Source organism: Hwangdonia seohaensis (genome assembly GCF_031932625.1).
GTDB lineage: Bacteria > Bacteroidota > Bacteroidia > Flavobacteriales > Flavobacteriaceae > Hwangdonia > Hwangdonia seohaensis.
The window spans coordinates 123,711-142,887 of sequence record NZ_JAVSCK010000002.1 but is presented as its reverse complement, the minus strand read 5'-3'; the positions used below and the strand labels follow the sequence as shown (position 1 = coordinate 142,887).

Annotated in this window: 16 protein-coding genes; 10 read left to right on the top strand and 6 right to left on the bottom strand. The window is 35.9% G+C overall.

The genetic code is table 11. From position 1 onward, the window contains the following. Positions 1-47: 47 nt before the first annotated feature. A complete protein-coding gene (locus RNZ47_RS05955; RefSeq protein ID WP_311937783.1) occupies positions 48-533 on the bottom strand; it encodes a SixA phosphatase family protein in 486 nt (161 codons plus the stop codon). 462 nt (positions 534-995) lie between these two features. Between RNZ47_RS05955 and RNZ47_RS05950 the strand changes: the two genes are divergently transcribed. The 6 genes from RNZ47_RS05950 to RNZ47_RS05925 all read left to right on the top strand — a co-directional run bounded on the left by RNZ47_RS05950 (position 996) and on the right by RNZ47_RS05925 (position 13,350). After that, complete coding sequence (locus RNZ47_RS05950) at positions 996-1,505, top strand: hypothetical protein (RefSeq protein WP_311937781.1); 510 nt, start codon at positions 996-998, stop codon at positions 1,503-1,505. A 32-nt stretch (positions 1,506-1,537) separates the two neighbouring features. Beyond that, positions 1,538-7,360, top strand: coding sequence for an HYR-like domain-containing protein (locus RNZ47_RS05945; protein WP_311937779.1), 5,823 nt, complete (start codon positions 1,538-1,540; stop codon positions 7,358-7,360). 10 nt (positions 7,361-7,370) lie between these two features. Beyond that, positions 7,371-8,300 carry a PorP/SprF family type IX secretion system membrane protein gene (locus RNZ47_RS05940; protein ID WP_311937777.1) on the top strand — a complete coding sequence of 310 codons (930 nt, stop codon included), beginning with the start codon at positions 7,371-7,373 and terminating at the stop codon, positions 8,298-8,300. Between the two features lie 18 nt (positions 8,301-8,318). Continuing rightward, the gene (locus tag RNZ47_RS05935) at positions 8,319-10,235 is read left to right on the top strand and encodes an OmpA family protein (protein ID WP_311937775.1); all 1,917 of its coding nucleotides are present in this window, start codon (positions 8,319-8,321) and stop codon (positions 10,233-10,235) included. Between the two features lie 43 nt (positions 10,236-10,278). Beyond that, positions 10,279-12,198, top strand: a complete 1,920-nt coding sequence (locus RNZ47_RS05930) for an OmpA family protein (RefSeq protein WP_311937773.1) — start codon at positions 10,279-10,281, stop codon at positions 12,196-12,198. A gap of 114 nt (positions 12,199-12,312) precedes the next feature. Then, positions 12,313-13,350, top strand: coding sequence for a T9SS type A sorting domain-containing protein (locus RNZ47_RS05925; protein ID WP_311937772.1), 1,038 nt, complete (start codon positions 12,313-12,315; stop codon positions 13,348-13,350). 256 nt (positions 13,351-13,606) lie between these two features. Here RNZ47_RS05925 and RNZ47_RS05920 read toward each other — a convergent pair whose 3' ends face one another. Both RNZ47_RS05920 and pdxH read right to left on the bottom strand, forming a co-directional pair. After that, on the bottom strand, positions 13,607-14,101 hold the full coding sequence (locus RNZ47_RS05920; RefSeq protein ID WP_311937770.1) for a CAP domain-containing protein: 495 nt from the start codon (positions 14,099-14,101) through the stop codon (positions 13,607-13,609). Between the two features lie 165 nt (positions 14,102-14,266). Continuing rightward, positions 14,267-14,914 (bottom strand): pyridoxamine 5'-phosphate oxidase, encoded by a 648-nt coding sequence (gene pdxH, locus RNZ47_RS05915; RefSeq protein WP_311937769.1) that lies wholly within the window; start codon positions 14,912-14,914, stop codon positions 14,267-14,269. Between the two features lie 53 nt (positions 14,915-14,967). Between pdxH and RNZ47_RS05910 the strand changes: the two genes are divergently transcribed. The 4 genes from RNZ47_RS05910 (at position 14,968) to RNZ47_RS05895 (ending at position 16,875) form a co-directional block, all read left to right on the top strand. Continuing rightward, positions 14,968-15,270: a DUF3784 domain-containing protein gene (locus RNZ47_RS05910; RefSeq protein ID WP_311937768.1), complete on the top strand. Its 303-nt coding sequence runs from the start codon at positions 14,968-14,970 to the stop codon at positions 15,268-15,270. 2 nt (positions 15,271-15,272) lie between these two features. Continuing rightward, the gene (locus RNZ47_RS05905) at positions 15,273-15,701 is read left to right on the top strand and encodes an SRPBCC family protein (protein ID WP_311937767.1); all 429 of its coding nucleotides are present in this window, start codon (positions 15,273-15,275) and stop codon (positions 15,699-15,701) included. A 135-nt stretch (positions 15,702-15,836) separates the two neighbouring features. Next, the gene (locus tag RNZ47_RS05900) at positions 15,837-16,250 is read left to right on the top strand and encodes a hypothetical protein (RefSeq protein WP_311937766.1); all 414 of its coding nucleotides are present in this window, start codon (positions 15,837-15,839) and stop codon (positions 16,248-16,250) included. A gap of 202 nt (positions 16,251-16,452) precedes the next feature. After that, a complete protein-coding gene (locus tag RNZ47_RS05895; RefSeq protein ID WP_311937765.1) occupies positions 16,453-16,875 on the top strand; it encodes a hypothetical protein in 423 nt (140 codons plus the stop codon). Between the two features lie 3 nt (positions 16,876-16,878). On the opposite strand, the gene RNZ47_RS05890 is transcribed toward RNZ47_RS05895, so the two are convergent. The 3 genes from RNZ47_RS05890 to RNZ47_RS05880 form a co-directional block, all read right to left on the bottom strand. After that, positions 16,879-17,784 (bottom strand): ribonuclease Z, encoded by a 906-nt coding sequence (locus RNZ47_RS05890; protein WP_311937763.1) that lies wholly within the window; start codon positions 17,782-17,784, stop codon positions 16,879-16,881. A gap of 72 nt (positions 17,785-17,856) precedes the next feature. Then, positions 17,857-18,189 (bottom strand): ribonuclease Z, encoded by a 333-nt coding sequence (locus RNZ47_RS05885; RefSeq protein ID WP_311937761.1) that lies wholly within the window; start codon positions 18,187-18,189, stop codon positions 17,857-17,859. 3 nt (positions 18,190-18,192) lie between these two features. Beyond that, entirely contained in the window at positions 18,193-19,122 is a 930-nt protein-coding gene (locus RNZ47_RS05880) for an aspartate carbamoyltransferase catalytic subunit (RefSeq protein ID WP_311937758.1), read from the bottom strand. Between the last annotated feature and the right edge of the window lie 55 nt (positions 19,123-19,177).

Here is a 19,177-nt window from a genome sequence, read left to right as displayed (position 1 = left end):
CTATTTGCTCTAATAATTTATACGGAATTTCTCTATAAAAACAGGGATTACTTCAAATCCTTGGGGAACAACGTGTAAACGGTTTTCCCTGAGTTTAAATCTGCCCAATTATCAATGTCGAAATCAATAATTGTTACGCCACAGGTTGGTACGTTATCAATGGGCTTATCGCCATAAGTATTAACAAAATCCGTAATGGCGTGATTATGGCCAAAAACCATGAGGTTGTTAACTGAAGCATCAATGTCCTTAATGGTTTTAATGAGATTGTATCCTGAAAAATCATATAAATTATGATCTAAATCCATTATGTTTTTATCTATTTCTAGGTTTAAAACAAAAGCTTCTGCCGTGGTTTTTGCACGAACGGCATCGCTTGATAGCACTTTATCAATTTTTAAATCGCTTGATTTCAAATACTTAGAAACAATTTCAGCATCATTTTGCCCCCTTTTGTTTAAAGGCCTTTCATGATCAATAACGTTGTGTTTCCAAGAGGATTTTGCGTGGCGAACTAATATCAATGTTTTCATAACAATTCGATTAAATGCATTTTTCATCGATTAAAGGTTGTTTTTATCGATGAAAACCAATTTATTTGTATTTTAATATTTTAGAAATTTAATTAAAAAAAAGGAATGGAGAAAATTTTAAGCAAAACAATAAGTTTTTGTTTGCATATTGAGGTCGTTGAGTTGATTTATTAAACCGACAAAATGTTGACCACTGCCTTTTTAACGAATTTATAAGTGATTTAACATTTTTTTTTGATAAAGCAGATTCATATACGTTTTTTTGTCTTACCTACTTAAAAATTTAGACAAGCTATGATCCCGAATCCAATTTGCATATTTAATACAACATTGATTTTCAATGTTTTCCCTCACAATTTTTTCCCTCAAAAATTTTTACTCTGCCGTGTTTTTTCAGTTACTTATTGTAATTAAAAAAACGACCACAGTGTTTATAATAGTATAGTTTTAAATTTAATTATTATGAAAAATAAATCAGCTTTAACCTATTACACTTTACTGCTTACCTGCATTGTGTCTATATTAACTGTAGAAAATGCTACAGCCCAAGAATATGGTATTTTCGAGATTACGAACAATAACACCCTATTAAAAACTGCGGTATCTAAGTCGAACGACAGAGATGGTTTTTATAAGTTGGCACAAAACCTACATACAACAGCATATATTAATAACAATGCTATTAGTAAAATTTATGGCGAAGGCACAGTTCAGAAGATAACTTTTGGCGATAGTCAATCTTTTGGTGTGTTAAACAATAGCGACTATAACAATGTCGAGTTAATTACCATAACTTTAAAAAAGCAAAGTGATTTGAATAATAGATTGGATTTAACCGTAAATAAGAACCTTGGTAAGCTTAAATATGTATTTATAAAATGTTATTTTAAATGTACAGCTGACCAAATAGAAAAATTTATAACATCAAACTCTAATGTAAGGGTTTTTTATTCGACCGAAATACCATCATAAAAAGCACAAGATTAATTTTTAAAGATTAACACATGAAAAAACTATACGCTACTAAAGCATTAATTAATACTGGCTATGCGAAAATCATCGTAATTGCCTGTATTCTTTTTTTGTTTTCTTCAAATAGTTATGGTCAAGTAGAGGTGGATTTTACTCCAAGAACCTCTGTAAACTCGCCCAGCAAAACCATATATACTATAAAAGGTGATTTTACTATGATGGGCAATACAAACCTGACCTTAGTTAATTACTCTGATACTGGTAACAACAACGAAGACATGAGATTTGTTGATCGTGATGATGTGGTTTTTCCTGGCAACACATTTGATACTTTTAACTCTTCTTCTGCAACACTTGCTCTATCAACTGAGAATAGAGCAGATCCTGGCTGTTCAAAAATTATTTATGCGGGTATCTATTGGACTGGAAGAGTCGATCAAGGCGTTGATGCAGATGCTGATGGTGATGGTGACCCCAATACATTTAACGTAACCAAAAATGGAGTTACAAAACAATTCGATAAACGCAGAATTCGCATTAAAGGGCCAGACGCAACCGATTATACAACATTTACCGCGACACCCGCAAATAGCATTTTATTTCCTGAAGACATATATAGAAATATATTTACTGGCTATGTTGAAATTACCGACTACGTACAATTAAATGGTATTGGTGAATATTTTGTTGGCGATTTACCAACTAGAGAAGGAACAATAGATGGCACAGGACTATCTGGTGGCTGGGGCATGGTTGTAGTGTACGAAAACTCAAAAATGAAATGGAGGGACGTTACTGTTTTTGATGGCTATGCTTTCGTGAGAAGTGCTAATGCCGATGTTTTTACAATACCGGTATCCGGTTTTAACGCTGCTCAAAGCGGTGAAGTAAACTTAAAATTAGGTATTATGGGTGGTGAAGGCGAAAGAGGCTTTATAGGCGATTTCTTTTCAATCCAACAACTAAACACACCAACTTATATTCCTTTATCACATTCAAATAATACCCCTGATAATTTTTTTACTGGATCTATTTTAACTGATGGTAACGCCCGTGATCCGAACCTATACAATAATACAGGTATAGATGTAGTCATGTTTGATGTTGATAATACAGGAAACAGTATAATTGCTAATGGGCAAACTCAAACATCATTTAATTATGGTACTTTTCAAGATACCTATACCATTTTTAATGTAACCTTTGCTGTTGATGCCTATGTTCCAGAACCAGAAGGTGTACTAAATATAACTTCTGTTAACGGAAATACCCCTAACCCACCAGACATTTTGGAACCGGGGCAATTTTCAGAATACACACTTGAAATAAGAAATACGGGAACCGAAGCTACAGATAATACGCTAATTACCATTCCTATACCTGAAACTATAGACCCAAGTAATTTAAATATTTCAACAGGCTTTCCCAATCCCGGTATATTTTCAACAACAAACAATCCTATTTACATGACAGGTCCAGGATTTGGTCCAAACGGATCTATAATATGGGATTTAGGCACATTACCTGTTCCCCCTTCTCCAGATGATGTGTTGGCAACTATTAGTTTTAGTCTAACGGTAACTCGGGATTGTACCATGTTAACCGACCCCTCTTTTGATCCTAATGTTTCACTCAGTGGAACCATAACGGGTGTTGGTGCTGTATCTAATGTTCCGTTTGATTTTCCGTTGATACAAGGCTATGAAACCACAGGAAATTGTGCCGGAGAGCCAATACCTACTCCTATTATCATAGGCATCAACTATTTAGATTATATAAATGAACCGCCAACAGCAAGTAACCCTGCTCCCGTTGATATTGAATGTGGTGGCACTATACCTCCTCCAGATGTTTTGGTAGTTACCGATGAAGCTGATAATTCTGGTTTTACCCCTACAGTAGCATTCGTCTCCGATGTTTCGGATGGTGGTACAAACCCTGAAATTATTACGAGAACATATAGCGTAACCGATGATTGTAACAATTCAATTAATGTAACACAGACCATAACCATTACCGATACAACAGGCCCGAGTACACCAACACTACCCGATTTAACAGGGCAGTGTTCGGTAACCGCAACGGTACCAACTGCAGGTGATGCTTGTTCGGGAATCATTACGGGTACAACTTCAGACCCATTAACCTATAATACACAAGGCACATTTGTTATCACTTGGACCTTTGACGATGGCAACGGCAATAGCATTGATGTTGATCAAAACGTCATTGTTAATGATACCACTGATCCAGATACACCAAGACTAGCGGTTTTAACAGGGCAATGTAGTGTAACCGCAACGGCGCCAACTACAGAGGATAACTGTTCTGGCACCATTACAGGTACAACTACAGACCCGTTAACTTATAATACACAAGGTACATTTGTAATCACTTGGACCTTTGACGATGGTAACGGCAATAGTATTGATGTTGATCAAACAGTAATTGTCGATGACACCACAGAACCCGAAGCACCAACCCTTGCTGATTTAATAGGGCAATGCTCGGTTACTGCACCTGTACCTATAATTGCAGATAATTGTAATGGTTCTGCAATTTCTGGAACAACTAGCGACCCATTAACCTATAATACACAAGGCACATTTGTAATCACTTGGACATTTGACGATGGCAACGGCAATAGCATTGATGTTGATCAAAACGTCATTGTAAATGATACTACAAACCCAGTTGCTCCAATCTTGTCAGATTTAACAGGTGAGTGTTCGGTAACAGCTACCGCACCAATAACAAATGATAACTGTTTGGGCACAATCACTGCAACAACAACAGATCCTACAACCTATAACTCACAGGGCACGTTTACCATTACATGGACCTTCGACGATGGTAACGGTAACAGTATCGATGTTGATCAAACGGTAATTGTAAATGATACAACAAATCCAGACACCCCGAGATTGGAAGATTTAACCGGGCAATGTGGCGTAACGGCAATAGCACCTACTACAAATGATAACTGTTCCGGCACTATTACAGGTACTACAACGGACCCCACTACCTATAATACTCAGGGTACGTTTGTAGTCACCTGGACATTTGATGACGGCAACGGTAACAGTATCGATGTGGGTCAAACAGTAATTGTTGATGACACAACTGCACCTCAAGAACCAACCCTTCCGGATTTAATAGGACAATGTTCGGTAACCGCAACTGCACCCGTAATTACAGATAATTGTAATGGCACTTCAATTACAGGTACAACAAACGATCCGCTAACCTATAACACCCAAGGAACCTTTACTATTACATGGACTTTTGACGATGGTAACGGCAATATCATTGATGTTGATCAAAATGTAATCGTCGAAGACACTATAAACCCAACTATTACTTGTCAGGCGAATGTTTCAGTTAATGTTGATGCTGGTTTATGTACAGCGTCGGGCGTAACCTTAGGCACACCAGTAACAGACGATAATTGTTCAGTAGACTCCGTAACCAACGATGCACCTGCGATATACCCATTGGGTAATACCACAGTAACTTGGACAGTAACAGATGGCTCGGGCAACACAGCAACTTGTACACAAATAGTAACGGTAACTGATGATATTGACCCAACCATTTCTTGTCCATCAAACATATCTTTAAATGTAGATGCTGGTTTATGTACCGCGTCTAGCGTAAACTTAGGTACACCAACAACTGACGATAATTGTTCAGTTGACACTGTAACCAACGATGCGCCAGCAGTGTTTCCTTTAGGTGACACCATTGTAACGTGGACAGTCACCGATGGTTCAGGAAACACAGCAACTTGTACACAAACAGTAACGGTATCTGATGATATTGACCCAACAATTACCTGTCCTGCAGATGTTTCGGTAAATGTAGATACCGGATTATGTACGGCGTCTAACGTAAACTTAGGTGCACCAACTACAGACGATAACTGTTCAGTGGATACCGTAACCAACGATGCGCCAGCAGTATTTCCTTTAGGAGCTACCACTGTAACTTGGACGGTAATCGATGGCTCTGGTAACACCGCTACTTGCACCCAAACAGTAACGGTAACCGATAATATTAACCCAACTATAATATGTCCTGCTGATGTTTCAGTAAATGTGGATCCAGGATTATGTACGGCTTCTAGCGTAAATTTAGGAACACCTACGACGGATGACAATTGTTCGGTAGATACCGTAACCAACGATGCTCCAACAACCTATCCGTTGGGCGATACGACAGTAACTTGGACGGTAACCGATGGCTCTGGAAACACAGCCACTTGTACGCAAACAGTAACAGTAGTTGACGATGCTGACCCTTCAATTACGTGTCCAATTGATGTTACCGTAAATGTAGATGCAGGTTTATGTTCGGCAACCAATGTAGATTTAGGCACACCAAGTGCCACCGATTGTACATCAGTTACAATTAGTAATGATGCCCCTACTGCTTTTCCACAAGGTGATACCATAGTAACATGGACGATTACCGATGAAGCTGGCAACACGGTAACCTGTACACAAGTTGTAACCGTAATTGATAATATCGACCCAATATTTGTTGAAGCGTTACCTGTTGATATAACTGTAGAATGTAGCGAAATTCCAGATGCTGAAGTACTTACGGCAACCGATAATTGTGGTTCTGCCGAAGTAACTTTTAGTGAAGAAAGAATAGATGGTTCTTGTGCTTCTAATTACACATTAGTACGTACTTGGACTGCAACAGATGCTAGTGGGCTTACAACGGTCCATACACAAAACATAACCGTTCAAGACACAACCAGACCAGAATTTGTAGAAGATTTACCTGAAGACATAACCGTAGAATGCGATGCTGTCCCTAATGCTACAACCTTAACAGCAATTGACAATTGTAGTGACGCCACTGTGGCGGTAAGTGATGCTTTAACAAACGGAAATTGTGCAAACAACTATATCATTGCACGAACTTGGGTGGCAACGGATGCCTGTGGATTGATTACTACGCACACACAAATAATAACGGTTCAAGACACAACGGCTCCAGCACCAACAACAACCTTTGAAGAAACATTGGATGTTAGCTGTACGGATGTTCCTGATGCTCCGGCTTTAGAGTTTTCCGATAACTGTTCTGTTAGCGCCGGTATAACCGTGGTTTTTGAAGAAACCAATACCTTCGATGAAATTGCATTAACAGATTACCAAATCATTCGAACGTGGACCGCTACCGATGAATGCGCAAATCAAGAAACCTATACACAAACATTAAATGTATCGCTTGATGAAGTTCTTATAGATATAGTAGCTCCAGATTTGTGTTTCGATGAAGGTGCTGTAGATTTAAATAATTACACACCCGAAACCCTTAACACCAACGGAACTTGGGAACTAATAGATGGCGGCTCGGGAGCCATACTAACTGGAAGTGTTTTTGATCCTACAAATGTAGAATGGGATTCAATTACAGTACAAACAGGTATAGATTATAGATTTAGATATACAACAACAGACGCAGGTTGTATAAGTATTACCGATATCGTGGTGACACTAAATTACTGCGAGGTACTCCCTTGTGGTGAAAACGATATTGTAATCTCGAAAGCGTTAACACCTAACGGTGATGGCTATAATGAGACCTTTGATATAACTGGTATTGAATTATGCGGATTTACTGCCGACATTAAAATTTTTAACCGTTGGGGTGCTTTAGTTTACGAATCCAACAACTATCAAGTAGGCGAAGGATCTGGTAGCTGGAGAGGCTCTTCACCTAAATCATCAATAGGTGGCAAGGGTAAATTACCGAACGGAACTTATTATTATATCATTCATTTACAAAACAGTGGATTGAAACCATTAACCGGTCCAATTTACTTAGGAACCAAATAAAACTTAACCTATGAAACTTATTAAACATAACATAATCGCTATTGCATTGTTCAGCTGTACGATTGGAGTTGCACAACAGTTACCGCAATTCACACAGTATATGTTCAATACAATCTCTGTAAATCCAGCGTATGCAGGTAGTAGAGAGGCATTAAGCGTTGTTGGATTACACAGAAGTCAATGGGTTGGTTTTAAAGGCGGTCCCATAACACAAACACTGTCTATTCATACACCGCTTAGGAATGATAGGATTGGTTTAGGCTTGTCGTTTATTGAAGACGATTTAGGTCCTCAAAACTTCACGTATGTTTATGGTGATTTTTCTTACTCTATTCCAACGGGTACAGATGGTAAATTAGCATTTGGCTTAAAAGCCGGTTTTACCCAATTTAGTTTTGATGCCGATTTTCGTAATGATCCCGGTAATGTAAACGACCCTTTAATCTTTGGTACCGAAGATAGATGGACACCAAATATCGGTGCTGGTGTTTACTGGAGTAATAATAGAATATATGCTGGTTTATCCGCACCAAGGATATTAACTAACGATTTTAGCAACCAACAGAAAGAGTTTGAAGCCTTAGAGCGAATTAGCTACTATTTTACTGGTGGTTTTGTAGTCGATTTAAGTAAAAACATAAAACTTAAACCTGCGGTGTTATTAAAAGCAACCAACGGTGCACCCATATCTTACGATTTTACCGGAAGTTTCCTTTTTAATGAGAAATTTTGGTTGGGCGGTTCGTACCGACTTAACAGAGAAGCAGCGGCCATTGGAGGTTTTGCCGATTTTCAAGTGTCAAGACAACTACGTGTAGGGTATGCTTATGAAAAACCCATTTCAGATATCGCAAGATATACCACTGGAACCCACGAGATTTTATTAATTTACGAATTTAAATTCTTAAGTTCTAAATTAAAATCACCTAGATATTTCTAATAAGAAATTATTGTATAGATGAAAATAAAAAACCACATAGTAATTTGTTTAGCTTTATTGCTCAGTATCTCTGCTTTTTCACAACAAGGAAAACAAAAAAGAGCCGATACGTTATTCAATAAATTCTCTTTTGTAAAAGCGGCAGAAGTTTATCAAGATCTTATTGAAAACAACTACAATAAAGACTATGCCACCAGAAAGTTGGCCGATTGTTATGCCTATTTAAGGAATCCACAAAAAGCTTCTCGATATTATAAAAGAGTGGTTGAGCAAGATAATGTACCCATAGAGTATTATTACAGCTACGCCCAATCCCTTCGTGGTATTAAAAAGTATGAAGAATCGCAAATATGGTTGCAGCGATTTAAAGATTCCGGAGGTGTGGTAAACGCTAACGATTTTTCTAAAAACGTCAATTTTATTACCAGTGTATTTAACGCCAAACAGCAGTACTTTTTAGATCGGGTGCGCTTCAATTCAAAATACAGCGATTTTGGTGCGTTTGAACACGACGGAAAAGTATATTTCGCATCTTCAAGAGACGAAGGTGTCGCGGTTAAACGCTTGTATGGCTGGAACGAACAGCCCTTTTTAGATGTTTACGTAGCCAAAGTAGGGTCGCGAAGAAATGTTGATCACACCGCAAAATTAAAAGGCGATGTAAACTCTATTTATCACGATGGCCCTGTGACCATAACTAAAGATGGTCGTACCATGTATTTCTCAAGAAACAACTACAACGACCAAGTTAGAAAAAAAGACAACAATGGCTTAACGGCCATGAAAATATACCGTGCCACATTACAAGATAGTGTTTGGACAAATATTGAAGACCTGCCCATAAATAGTGATGATTTTTCAACACAGCACGCAGCTTTAAATAGCGATGACACCAAACTATATTTTGCATCAGATAGACCTGGTGGCTTTGGCGGATCGGATATTTATGTTGTTGATATCAACCCTGACGGCACATTGGGCGAACCCATAAATCTAGGAAATGTTGTAAACACCGAAAACGCCGAAGGCTTCCCATTTATTAATAACGAAGGGGTGCTGTTTTTTTCATCCGATGGACACGTAGGCCTTGGATTGCTTGATATTTTCGCCACTATTAAAGGTGAAAATGATGACTTTGTTGATGTTGTAAACTTAGGTATTCCTGTCAATTCCAATAGTGATGATTTTTCTTTTACAATGAATCCCAACGGGATTACGGGTTATTTTGCTTCAAACCGAAGAGGTGGCCGTGGCGATGACGATATTTATGCGTATTACCGAGAACCCATCATGCAAGTTGAAGGTGTGGTAACCGATGCCATTAACACCAAACCTATTGCCAATTCTGTAATCACGTTATATGATGACAAAAACAATCAAATAGCCTATATGGAAACCGATGAAAACGGCTTCTATCAAATAAATATAGACAGGAATCAAGATTATAAAATTGTTGGTAGTCAAGATAAATATATTGATGATTATCGCACGTTTACATCAAAAAACCTGCAAACAGAACTTGTAACCATTACAGCAAATTTATTGCTTAACCCTAAGCCAAATGTTGTAAAACTTGCCGAATTAAATACCATTTATTTTGATTTTGATAAGCACAATATTAGAAAAGATGCAGCTTTGGAATTGGATAAAATAGTGAATTTAATGTTGAATGATTACCCAGAAATGGTCATTAGAATTGAATCGCATACCGATTCTCGTGGTGAATTATCTTATAACGATAAACTATCGATAGACAGGGCCAATTCAACCTACGAGTATTTAATATCGAAAGGTGTAGATCCTGAAAGAATTACCGAACACCAAGGATTTGGTGAGCGCAGATTAACCAACGGATGTGAGGATGGACAAAAATGTGAAGAAGAAGACCATCAATTAAACAGACGTACTCAATTTATAGTTGTAAAAATGGAATAAAACCGCACAATACTAACCTAATTGTGTTTAAAATATCGTCCCAATGAAACTAAAAAACCACATGCTAACCTACGTTATATTGGCGCTAAGCTTTACGGCTTCAGCACAATATGGCTCTCAGAAAAAAGCTGATAATTTATTCAATAAATTTTCATTTGTAAGTGCTGCAAAGGTGTATCATCATCTTATCGAAAAAGATTTTAATGCCCAATATGCAACCAGACAATTGGCCGATAGTTATGCCTTTATGCGAAACCCTGACAGTGCCGTTGTTTATTACCAAAAAGCGGTGCAACAGGAAAATATCCCTATTGAATATTATTACAATTATGCCCAAGCTCTAAGGGGCATAAAAGACTATAAAACATCCCGTACATGGTTGAAGCGCTTTAAAGAAGCGGGCGGCGTTATTAAAAAAGACAAATATTTAAAAGATAGCGATTTTATCACTTCTATATATAATAACAAACAGCAGTACTTTTTAGCCGATGTTAATTTCAACTCTAAGTATAGCGATTTCGGTGCTTTCGAAAAGGATGGCATAATTTATTTTGCTTCGTCAAAAGATTTAGGCGTTTCAACAAAACATGTTTACGGCTGGAACGAAGAACCTTTTTTAGATATTTACACCACTGGAAATCGTAGCGATAGCATTGTAAATCATAAATCCAAAATAAAAGGCGACATCAATTCCGTATATCACGATGGCCCTTTAACCATTTCCAAAGATGGCAAAACCATGTATTTTTCAAGAAACGATCTTAACAAAAATGTTTTAGGAAAAGATGATGAAGGTGTTACGCATTTAAACATTTATAAAGCCACATTGGTTGATGGTAAATGGACAAATGTGGAAGCCCTTGGTTTTAACAGCAATTCGTATTCCAACGGGCATCCGGCACTAAATAAGGACGATACAAAATTATATTTCACTTCGGATAAACCTGGTGGTTTTGGAGGTTCGGATATTTATTATGTGGATATTAATGCCGACGGTACCTTTGGTACACCACAAAATTTAGGTAACATAATAAACACCGATAAAAACGAAATGTTTCCGTTTGTAAATAGCGAAAATGCCCTGTTTTTCTCATCCGACGGACACCCAGGTTTAGGTATGTTGGATATTTTCGGAACGGTTTCCGATGAGAACAACCAAATTAAAAGTGTCATAAATCTTGGTGTTCCGGTAAATTCAAGTAAAGACGATTTTTCATTTTTTATGAATGATGACGGGTTGTCTGGTTTCTTCGCATCCAATAGAGCTGGTGGCGTTGGTGGAGACGATATTTATGCCTACGACAGAATTCCGCAATTAAAAATAGAAGGCACAATAACCGATGCTACTACAAATGCACCCGTGCCAAACGCAGTGGTTACGTTGATGGACAGCAACGACAACAAAATTGCAGATTTACAAACCGATGAAAACGGACATTTTGAAATCAATATCGACAGAGATACCGATTATAAACTAAACACCAAAAAAGACAACTATATTGATGATTCTAGAATGGTAACTACAAAAGGCATTGCAAACAGTGTAACGCGCATAAAAGCCAATTTTGTTTTAAACCCTGTTACAAAAAAAGAATTACCAATAACTGAGCTCTACCCTATTTACTTCGATTTTAATAAATATGACATCCGTCGTGATGGTACAGCGGAGTTAGATAGAATTGTAAATTTAATGATGAACAAATATCCAAACATGGTTATTAAAATTGAATCGCACACCGATTCGAGAGGCCCATCGGAATACAACGATAAACTTTCAAAAGAGCGAGCCAATGCCACCTATAAGTATTTAATTGCCCATGGCGTTGATGCCTCAAGAATAACCGAATACAACGGCTTTGGAGAGCGTAAATTAACCAACGATTGCGATGGCACTAAAAACTGTACCGAAGCACAACATGAGCTAAACAGGCGCACGCAATTTATTGTGGTTAAAATGGAATAACTTAACGCTGAATTTGGTTATCGTTAAAAACCCCAAAATGATTTTTTTGGTGTTTTTAATACATATGTTTTATCAACACCAATTTATAAACTAAGTGAAAAAAACATATTAATTATGAAACAACTATATTTCCTTATTGCTGTATTGTTTTTAAGTACATTTAATCTTAATGCCCAAACGGCTACCGAAGTAACGTATATCGCAGAGCCTTTTGGTTTAAAAATCAATGGTAACGATCTATACATAACAGCATCAGACGGTGGTGGTCTTTTTAAAGTAGATATTTCTGCACCAACACCAACTACTGCAGTACAAGTGGTATATATTAACAACCCGCGTTATATTGAAACCAATGGCAACGATCTTTTCACAGCATCGGGTGGAAATATTTATAAAACAGACATATCGGCTGGCACACCAACAGCGTCTGTTTTAGTTTCTGGACTAAATTATCCTTATGGGTTAGCTTTGAGCGGAAATGAACTTTATATTGCGGAAGTATATGCCAATAAAATATCTAAAGTAGATATTACGGCAACCACACCGACTCCAATAGATGTCGTTACAGGACTTAACAATCCGTACGACTTGGTCCTAGAAGGTAACGATTTATACATCGCAGAATATGGTAGTAATAAAGTATCTAAAATAGATATTTCCGTATCAACACCAACCCCAATTGATGTTGTTACAGGAATTTCTTATCCTTATGGGCTAACTTTAAATGGTAATGATTTATTTATTGCTAGCAATGATAAAATTTCTAAAATAGACATAACGTCCACAATACCAACAACAACCAATATTTTGACTGGGCTACAAGGCTGTTATGAAATTGAGGTAAATGGAAACGATCTGTATTATGCTGAATTCAGAGGAAACAAAGTTTCAAAATTTAATTTATCGAGTCTATCAGTAAGTGAAAACACATTTAAAAAGAATTTAACCGTTTTACCAAATCCTTCAACAGATTTTATTAAAATATTAGGATTAACGCAAAAAGAAAATTATACTTTATACAATATTTTAGGAATTAAACAAAGCAACGGTAACATGTCTTTAAATGAAAATATAGACATTCAAAACCTAAGCAATGGACTATACCTTATTAAATTTGATAACGGAAACATCTTAAAATTTTTAAAACAGTAAATAATCCAAACACTATATAAGGTTTATATTTAAATAGACAACAACTTTTGTGTTATATTTACCTATAATTTTTATAAAAGCCAATCAAAAAATCCCCTCAGAAAACTGAGAGGATTTTATACCTAAAGCTAAATTCAATAACTACATAGTTATTAAAATATAACCAGTCAATCACTCGTGTTGCATACCTAATACAGCATGTACTAAAAATGAGTAAATTAAAAGGCTATGTTGTAATTGTTTTATAAAAACAATTTTATTTTTTTATGAAAATGTTTGTGTAATACCATTTTCCTTCGGCACTTTTTTCAGCCGAAATATTAAAGTTTGTAAAGTCGCCTTCAATAGTGGCGCGGTGTCCGTCGCTTTTAAGCCAAGCTTTAACCACAGATTCGGCACTACTGTATCCGTAAGCAACATTTTCCGATACTTTTTTAGCGCCGGCATTGGCTTTTAAATAGTTGCTGCGCGTATAAAAATTATCATGGGATATTTGCTCCTTATCAACCATATAATCGGTATGACTGTAAGCTACAGACTTTACAATTTTTAAATCGGCTAAAGGATTCAAGCCTAAAGATAATCTATGATTATTAATTAGCTCTAAAGTTTCTGTCTCAATTGTTTTTGTAGGTGGAACAACTAAGTTTTCAACAAGTAAATCTGCTTTTTCATCCATGCTATCGGTTGAGCAAGAAAATGTCAAAACAGCAAACAATGCCAATACTGGCAGTTTTTGTAATAACTTCATAAGTAGGTAAATTTAGATTTGGTGCCGTAAATTTAACAGCCTACTTAGAAGTAAATGTTAATTAAATGTTAAAATCGATGAAAAACGTGTTGTTTATCGTTAATAATTGTTTTTAATCGATGAAACGCATTTTTCTGTAGTAAAAAGAAGTAAAAAATCGATGTTTTAAGGAGATAATCGATTTATCTTCCAATTGTAATCGCTTTGTAATTTATAGCGTATTCTATCGTGCAATCTATTTGGGCGCCCTTGCCAAAACTCAATTTCAACAGGCTTTACAATATAGCCGCCCCAATACTCTGGCCTGGGAATCTCTTTGCCTTCATATTTTTGTTCTAGTTTTTGCAACTTGTCTTCAATATATTCGCGACTTTCAATAGCTTCACTTTGATGTGAAACCAAAGCACCCAATTGGCTACCGCGTGGTCTGGATTCAAAATAACCGTCGCTTAAATTTTCTGCAATCTTTTCTGCATTACCTTTTATTATAATTTGCCTTTCGGCACCTTGCCAAAAAAACGATAAACACACATTTGGATTTTGTGCTATGGCTTTGCCTTTTTCGCTTTCATAATTCGTATAAAATATAAAACCTTCGTAGGTGTATTTTTTAAGAAGCACCACCCTATTCTTTGGGTAACCATCTATTCCTATGGTTGAAACCGTCATCGCATTGGTTTCATCTTCGGCAAAAAACCTATCGACTTCATAAAACCATTTCTGGAACAATTCCATCGGGTTTTCTGGTACGTTTGCCAAAAGCAGCTCACCTTTTTCGTAAGATTTTCTGTAATCGCTTAAATCTTTTTGCATAACATATGATAATTGAAATAAATTGTAACTTTAAGTATTCAAATTTACGTAAAATGCTTTTTGTAGAAACGCTTGTGGGCGCCATTTTTATTATTTGCGGCCTTTTAGTAAAAAAATACCCAAACTTAATTGCGGGTTACAACACCATGACTGCCGAAGAAAAAAAGAACATCGACATTAAAAAATTTCCAACCTTATTGCACAACGGTTTAATAATTACCGGTGCTCTGGCAATAATGGCAACTTCTTTATTATTCCTTTTAGATGTAGAGCATTTTTACAGACTTTTAATTAGCGTAATAATTCTTGTTTTCGGATTGCTTTACACGCTTATAAATGCGCATAAAAAATATTAAAAATGAAATTCACTTGTTCAATAAACGTTAAGAAACCTAAACTAGAAGTTGCAAAACATTTTGAAGATCCTGAAGCTTTAAAACAATCTCAAAAAGATTTTTTAAGGATGGAGCATTTAAGCGGAAACCAAGGTGAAGCTGGCGCTAAATCTAAATTAATTTATAAGAAATTTGATTTAATTGAGACGATAATCCATAATAAACTACCCGACGAATTTTATGCTAAATACGAACATAAAAGCATGACAAATACCATGCGCTCGAAGTTTACTGCTTTGAATGATAACGAAACTGCATTGACCGCTGAAATTGATTACACCGAATTTAAAGGTTTTTTTATAAAACTAATGGCAAAACTGTTTCCGAATATGTTTAAAAAACAGGTGGACAAGTGGTTGCTAAGGTTTAAATCCTTTTGCGAAAAACAATAAAATATCGGGTTAAAATATATTCAGTTGAGTTTTGCGGTTTAAAATATTTCCATCATTTTAAACAAATTACATGCCATTTATCCTACCTATTCATTTTTATTCTTATTAAGTTTGCAGTCCCTAATTTACCTAAAAATGAAGTTTGAAAATTCTGAATATTTTAAAATTTTAAACCCTACCAAGTTGGTAATGCCTTTTGGCACCTATTATTTATGCGAAAAATTCTTAATTGTTGAATTGGATGAAGGCGTCCATTTTGATTGGGACAAAGCAGAACAAATTATAAAAAAGGTTTTTGAATTTTATGGCGACGATGCTATAATCGGGTTTATTTCCAATAGAATAAACCACTACTCTGTAGATCCGAATAATTGGAAAAAAGTTGAAGAAAAGTATAGTTTAATTATTGCCAGTGCCATTGTTATGTACAACAGTTCAACTTATATGAATGCTTCAATTGAAAAGCAGTTTACGCAAAAAAGTATTAAGCGATGCTTGTCTTTAAAAGAAGCCATTGATTGGATGCAAAATTTAAAAGAATTTAATTAATGCCTGAATTTTTTTGTATTTGCCCAACACAAATCCGCAGGGTTTAATAATGAAGGTGTATTCCATTTAAAACCAATTAAAATAAGTTCTGATTATAAAAAAAGTATTTACCTACAACATGCCAGTGAAACAACCAAAAACAATTTTTTCTTTTTTTTGATTTTAAAGAAAATTCCTAAATTACCCTGTATAAAAATCTAAAATGAAGTTTGAAGATTCAAAATATTTTAAAATTTTAAATCACAAAAAAGTAGAAAAACCATTTGGTAATTTTTATTTTTTAGATCAATTTGCTATTTCCGAAATTCACGAGGGTGTGCATTTCAATTGTCAAATGATTGATATTATCTCAGAAGAGGTTATAAAATTTTACAAAGATTCCAAAACACAAGATCCCAAAAAATTAATTTACATTACCAATAAAATAAACTCCTATTCATTGGACCCAAATTCATGGATAAAAACCGAGGCCAAATTTGGGGTTTCCTACACACGCGCTATTGTTACATACAGCAGTTGGTCGTATACCAATGCCTCCATTGAAAAAATGTTTTCCAAAGCCAATATTAAATGCTGCCATACTTTAGATGAAGCCATTGAGTGGGCTATAAGCCAAAATGAATAAATACTAAAAATTAAAAACCTTTCCGTCTTCGCTCAATTCAACATTATCAAAAACAGTTTGCGCTTCTTCTTTAAACGCGTTTAATCCATCGTAACGCGTAGAATAATGCCCAAGAACCAACGTACCAACATTAGCGAATTTGGCAATTTTAGCGGCTTCTTTTGCGGTTGAGTGCTTTGTTTTCAGTGCCAAATTTGCGTGCTTTTCTAAAAAAGTAGACTCGTGGTAAAGCACATCTACATTTTTAATAATTGGCACAATATCTTCTTTATACATGGTATCGCTACAAAAGGCATAACTCTTAGGTTTTTTGGCTGGTTTGGTAACCTTTTTGTTATCAATTAAAACACCATCTCTATTTTCTACATCAAAACCTTGCTTTAATTTTCTAAAATAGGCGGTATCGATATTGGCGTTTTCAACAGCCACAATATCCAATTTGCGTTCGCCTTCTTTTTCTTTAAAAAGGAAACCATTGGTGTAAACCCGATGATTTAACGGAATAGTGTGTACCACAACCTTATCATCTTCAAAAACCAATTTGGATTTCTTTGAGGTTAACTCATGAAAAATAAGATTGTAGTTGGTCCACGAATCGGCTAATTTCATTTGAAGCGTAATCACTTCTTTGATGCCTTTTGGCCCATAAATATGCAAATCGGTTTCGCGAGTCAATAATCGGAATGTTGAAATTAATCCCACTAAACCAAAAAAATGGTCGCCATGTAAATGCGATATAAAAATGTGCTTTATGCGATTGAATTTAATACGATGTTTGCGTAACTGAACTTGGGTGCCCTCGCCACAATCAATTAAAAACATGTGATTATTAATTTCTAAAACCTGCGAAGTTGTATTATTTAAAGCGCGCGGTGTGGCGCTGTAACAGCCTAGAATAGTTAATTTCATTACATGTCTTTTGTTTGTTGTTAAGTCGTTGAGTCGAATCAGCTAAACAACTAAACGACTAGCGAATGAACTTTAAAACCCTAAATCGCGTTCCATGTCTTCCATTTCAATAATATCGTATGCCTCTTGAATGGTTGGCACAACTACAATTTCGTCTGGCATCTCATCCAAATCTACTTTATCCGAAACAATAACAAACGAGAGTTTTGAGGCTCTGTGCGTATTGGACAATTCAAGGAATTCAACAATTTCGGACAAACTAATTTTAGAAAGTGTTGTTAGGCAGACAATAATATTATTGGTTTTAAACTTAGGATATAAAGCTTGAATTTTTTTTACCAATTCAACAATGGTAGCTTTTTCTTGGGTAATGATAGCGGTATTCTCGTGTTGGTCTAAAATCATGACTTACTGTTTTATTTTTGAAGCTAATAAATAAATAACGGCCATACGTATAGCTACGCCGTTTTCAACCTGATTTAAAATGATGGCTTGCTTTGAGTCGGCAACATCACTGGTAATTTCCACACCTCTATTTATGGGGCCCGGGTGCATGATGGTTATGTCTTTATTTAAAGAATCCAGTAGTTCTCTATTAACTCCAAACTGTTGTGTATATTCTCTTGTTGATGGAAAATAACTAATGTCCATCCGTTCGTTTTGCACGCGCAGCATATTGGCCACATCGCACCAATTTAAGGCTTTGCGCAGGTTTGTCTCCACCTTCACCCCCAACTTATCGATGTACTTTGGTATTAAGGTTTTTGGGCCACAAACCATAACTTGAGCACCCTGTAACTGTAAAGCAAATATATTTGAAAGCGCTACCCTACTATGTAAAATATCGCCCACTATTACTACTTTTTTACCTTTAACAGTACCTAATTTTTCTCTAATTGAATACGAATCCAACAAGGCTTGTGTTGGGTGCTCGTGCGCACCATCGCCGGCATTTATAATACTTGCTTTTACGTGTTTTGACAAAAACACACCAGCTCCAGGATTTGGATGCCGCATAACAACCATATCTACTTTCATAGATAAAATATTGTTTACCGTATCAATTAAAGTTTCGCCCTTTTTTACTGAAGATTGTGACGAGGAAAAATTAATAACATCGGCAGACAACCGTTTTTCAGCCAGCTCGAAAGATAGCTTTGTGCGAGTTGAGTTTTCAAAAAATAAGTTGGCAATGGTAATATCTCTAAGCGAGGGCACTTTTTTAATAGGTCTGTTAATCACTTCTTTAAAATGATCGGCAGTTTCAAAAATAAGTTGAATATCTTCCTTGTTAAGATATTTTATTCCTAATAAGTGATTGACACTTAATTCGCTCATCGTCAAAGTTAAAAGTTAAAAGTCAAAAGTTAAAAGTTACCCATGCGTATCTAAA